At 71.1% G+C, this 4,304-nt stretch carries 4 protein-coding genes and 1 pseudogene; 3 read left to right on the top strand and 2 right to left on the bottom strand.

Annotation, left to right across the window (positions count from 1 at the left end; all coding sequences use genetic code 11):
• Positions 1-295 (bottom strand): annotated as a pseudogene (locus HW445_RS20155) (SAM-dependent methyltransferase); the annotation flags it as partial.
• Between the two features lie 351 nt (positions 296-646).
• Here HW445_RS20155 and groES point away from each other — a divergent pair.
• The 3 genes from groES (at position 647) to HW445_RS20140 (ending at position 3,547) form a co-directional block, all read left to right on the top strand.
• Positions 647-955 carry a co-chaperone GroES gene (gene groES, locus HW445_RS20150; RefSeq protein WP_031477499.1) on the top strand — a complete coding sequence of 103 codons (309 nt, stop codon included), beginning with the start codon at positions 647-649 and terminating at the stop codon, positions 953-955.
• Positions 956-1,176: 221 nt separating this feature from the next.
• Complete coding sequence (gene groL / locus HW445_RS20145) at positions 1,177-2,805, top strand: chaperonin GroEL (RefSeq protein ID WP_180222388.1); 1,629 nt, start codon at positions 1,177-1,179, stop codon at positions 2,803-2,805.
• A gap of 157 nt (positions 2,806-2,962) precedes the next feature.
• Positions 2,963-3,547: a Uma2 family endonuclease gene (locus HW445_RS20140; protein ID WP_180222387.1), complete on the top strand. Its 585-nt coding sequence runs from the start codon at positions 2,963-2,965 to the stop codon at positions 3,545-3,547.
• Positions 3,548-3,563: 16 nt separating this feature from the next.
• Here the strand turns inward: HW445_RS20140 and HW445_RS20135 are convergent.
• A partial coding sequence (locus HW445_RS20135; RefSeq protein WP_180222386.1) for an NAD(+)/NADH kinase occupies positions 3,564-4,304 on the bottom strand: 741 nt, incomplete at its 5' end.

The raw sequence follows: 4,304 nt of genomic DNA, 5'->3' as shown, positions 1-4,304 counted from the left end.
CGAACCGCGCGGCGCGGTGGGCGGCCACGGAGGCGCGCGTGGACTGCTCCACGCCGTTGGGGGTGAAGAACATCCGCCGGGCGTCCTGCGCGCCGAACTTGGCGGCGGCGCGGGTACGCAGACGGGCCTGGGTGAGGGCGGCCGACACCAGCTCGGGGGAGTGGGCCCGGCGCAACCGGGTGGCGGTGGCCAGTTCCTCGCCGGGGGACACGTCCCGGACCTCGTCGAGGAGGGCGCGGCCCTCGGGGGTCAGCAGCGCCGCGAACGCGGCCAGGTGCACAGCGGTCTCACTCACCGCCCCATTGTCCCCGTCCCGGCTGTCCCCGCCCCCACCACCCACCGGGCCTGACCGCCCCGCCCGCCTCGTCCACCCCGTCCGCCCCGTCCGCCCCGTCCGCGGGACGGTGGGGCGCAGGGCGGGGTCCGGGCGGGACGTCCCGCTCTCCCGCGGGAGTTCGCGCAACCCGCCGGGAAATTGGCACTCCGCTTGACCGAGTGCTAACCGCGGTCATAGTCTCAGCTCTGGCACTCGCCCCAGGTGAGTGCCAGTAGCGACGGGCAGGTCCGGCACCCGCGACGACGGATCCACCTGGTCGCCACCTCAGACAGTTAACCCCGTGAGATCTCCGAAGGGGGAGGTCGGATCGTGACGACCGCCAGCTCCAAGGTTGCCATCAAGCCGCTCGAGGACCGCATCGTGGTCCAGCCGCTCGACGCCGAGCAGACCACGGCCTCTGGCCTGGTCATTCCGGACACCGCCAAGGAGAAGCCCCAGGAGGGCGTCATCCTGGCCGTGGGCCCGGGCCGCTTCGAGAACGGCGAGCGCCTGCCGCTCGACGTCAAGGTCGGCGACATCGTGCTCTACAGCAAGTACGGCGGCACCGAGGTGAAGTACAACGGCGAGGAGTACCTCGTCCTCTCGTCCCGCGACGTCCTCGCGGTCATCGAGAAGTAATTCACCCCGCTTCGCCGGAGCCCGCCCGCCCGATCGACGCTCGTTCGGTCGACCGCGCGCTCGCTCCCGCCGAAGCCCGCTTCTCCTGAAGCACCGAGCTGCGCCCCGGGCCCCCGCGCCATAAGCCGGGCGCCGGGGCGCAGTTCGCTTTTTCACGACTTCGTATTGCTCCGACACAACGGCGATACACCGCATTCTCCCGAGAGGGCTGAACCGCTCCCATGGCGAAGATCCTGAAGTTCGACGAGGACGCCCGTCGCGCCCTCGAGCGCGGCGTCAACAAGCTGGCCGACACGGTCAAGGTGACGATCGGCCCCAAGGGCCGCAACGTCGTCATCGACAAGAAGTTCGGCGCCCCGACCATCACCAACGACGGCGTCACCATCGCCCGCGAGGTGGAGATCGAGGACCCGTACGAGAACCTCGGCGCCCAGCTGGTGAAGGAGGTCGCGACCAAGACCAACGACATCGCCGGTGACGGTACGACCACCGCGACCGTGCTCGCCCAGGCCCTGGTCCGCGAGGGTCTGCGCAACGTCGCCGCCGGCGCCTCCCCGGCCTCCCTGAAGAAGGGCATCGACGCCGCGGTCAAGGCCGTGTCCGAGGACCTCCTCGCGACCGCCCGCCCGATCGACGAGAAGTCCGACATCGCCGCCGTCGCCGCCCTGTCCGCCCAGGACAAGCAGGTCGGCGAGCTCATCGCCGAGGCGATGGACAAGGTCGGCAAGGACGGCGTCATCACCGTCGAGGAGTCCAACACCTTCGGTCTGGAGCTGGACTTCACCGAGGGCATGGCCTTCGACAAGGGCTACCTGTCCCCGTACTTCGTGACGGACCAGGAGCGCATGGAGGCCGTCCTCGAGGACCCGTACATCCTCATCAACCAGGGCAAGATCTCCTCCATCCAGGACCTCCTGCCGCTGCTCGAGAAGATCATCCAGACCAACGCCTCGAAGCCGTTGCTGATCATCGCCGAGGACGTCGACGGCGAGGCCCTGTCGACCCTGGTGGTCAACAAGATCCGTGGCACGTTCAACGCCGTCGCGGTGAAGGCCCCCGGCTTCGGTGACCGCCGCAAGGCGATGCTGCAGGACATGGCCGTCCTCACCGGCGCCCAGGTCATCGCCGAGGAGGTCGGCCTCAAGCTCGACCAGGTCGGTCTCGAGGTGCTCGGCTCCGCCCGCCGCGTGACCGTCACCAAGGACGACACCACCCTCGTCGACGGCGCCGGCTCCTCCGAGGACGTCGCGGGCCGCGTCAACCAGATCAAGGCCGAGATCGACGCCACGGACTCCGACTGGGACCGCGAGAAGCTCCAGGAGCGCCTCGCCAAGCTGGCCGGCGGCGTGTGCGTGATCAAGGTCGGCGCCGCCACCGAGGTGGAGCTGAAGGAGAAGAAGCACCGTCTGGAGGACGCCATCTCCGCGACCCGCGCCGCGGTCGAGGAGGGCATCGTCTCCGGTGGCGGCTCCGCGCTGGTCCACGCCGCCAAGGTCCTGGAGGGCAACCTCGGCAAGACCGGCGACGAGGCCACCGGTGTCTCCGTGGTCCGCAACGCGGTCGTCGAGCCGCTGCGCTGGATCGCCGAGAACGCCGGCCTCGAGGGCTACGTGATCGTCTCCAAGGTCAAGGAGCTCGACAAGGGCCAGGGCTACAACGCCGCGTCCGGCGAGTACGGCGACCTGGTCAAGGCCGGCGTCATCGACCCGGTCAAGGTCACCCGCTCCGCCCTGGAGAACGCCGCCTCCATCGCCTCCCTCCTCCTCACGACCGAGACCCTGGTCGTCGAGAAGAAGGAAGAGGAGGAGGCCCCGGCGGGTCACGGCCACAGCCACGGCCACTCCCACTGACCCACCCCGCACCTCACCGAGGCCCGGCCTCTCCGCACCACGCGGGGGGCGCCGGGCCTCGGCGCGTCCAGGGGCTGCGCCGAACGGGTGACACCGGGCGGATGCCCTCCGCCGAGAGCTACCCTCCTGGAGAGTGAGCCTGTACAGGAGGGTTGGCATGGCTGTGATGCAGCACGAGCTGACGCTGGGGGACGAGGCGGAACGCCTCGCCCGCGTTCTGCCGGGGCACCGTGTGGAGATTCTCCAGGGGAGGCTCACCGTGACACCGCCGCCGGACGGCTCGCACGCGCTCTCGCTCACCGGTCTGGTCCTGGCCTTCGACCGTGCCGGGGCCCGCGAGGCGGGACTGCGCTACGTCCAGGGCGTCGGCCTCTGGCTCCCGACCCTGCCCGAGGACTACGCGATCCCCGACTTCTCCGTGGTGGACGAGGACTTCCGTGACGCCCACGTCCGCCGGAACCGCTACGCCCCGAACGTCTTCCGCATGGTCGCCGAGGTGACGTCGTCCAACTGGTCCGACGACCTCGGGCCCAAGGTGGAGTGCTATGCCCAGGCCGGTGTCCCGCTCTACCTGATCGCCGACCGCAAGCACGGCGAAGTGCTGCTGTACGAGGACCCGGCCGACGGCAAGTACCAGTCGCTGCGCCGCTACCGCCCCGGTGATGTGGTCACCGTTCCGTCCGTGGTGGGCGTCGACGGTGTCGATCTGTCGGCGGTCATGCTGCTCGAGGGCGAGGACTGAGCGGAGCCGCGGGCCCTCACACCAGCCGTAGGCGGTCCGGGCAGACGCCGACCTGGACGGTCTGACCCCAGGTCAGGTCGAGTGCGTCGTCCTCCATGCCGTCGCCGAAGGCGACCAGGTGCTCGGACTCCACGGTGAGGGAGAGACGGCCGCGGGCGGCCAGTTCTCCGGCGACCAGGGAGGTGCCGGTGCCGGGCGACGGCCAGGCCTCCCGGACGTACCACAGGAGGCGGTCCTCGGTCGGGCCGGGCAGGGCGGGACGGCCGGGCTCCGGGCGTTCCTGCCACACGGAGCGGATCCAGCCCGTCGCGCCCGTACCGGTGCCGATCAGGACACCCGAGGACGCCTGCGACTCGGCGGTGGCGCCGCGCCCGTCGAGAGCCAGGCGGTAGCGGGCGGTGCGGTGGCCGGGGGCGCCCAGGTAGATCTCGTTGAGGGCGGTCAGCCGCTGGGTGTCGTCCGCGACCGCCTCGACCATGGTGAGCTCGTCGGCCCGGGCGGCGGGCAGCGCCGCGTGCGGCAGGAGCCGCCGGGCGGCGGCGGGGCGGTGCCGGACCAGGACACCCGGGTTGCGGCCCGGGTCGGTGTCGATGCCGACCACCGGCTGGCCGGAGAGGTACTTGGCGACGTTGGCGACCAGCCCGTCCTGGCCGACCACGACCACCACGTCCTCGGGTGCGAACAGGAACCGGTCCACGTCACGCCGCTCGACCCGTGCCTGCCGCCAGGTCAGCGGCACGGCGGCGGTCACCTCGGC

Source organism: Streptomyces sp. UH6 (assembly GCF_013421635.1).
Classification (GTDB): domain Bacteria; phylum Actinomycetota; class Actinomycetes; order Streptomycetales; family Streptomycetaceae; genus Streptomyces; species Streptomyces abyssomicinicus.
The sequence above is the reverse complement of the archived record's forward strand: the minus strand, read 5'-3'. Positions and strand labels throughout refer to the sequence as shown.

What these genes read in the sequence shown, in the direction of transcription:
- groL (WP_180222388.1), top strand. Translation starts at nt 1,177, where the DNA reads ATGGCGAAGATCCTGAAGTTCGACGAGGACGCCCGTCGCGCCCTCGAG.
- HW445_RS20140 (WP_180222387.1), top strand. Translation starts at nt 2,963, where the DNA reads ATGGCTGTGATGCAGCACGAGCTGACGCTGGGGGACGAGGCGGAACGC.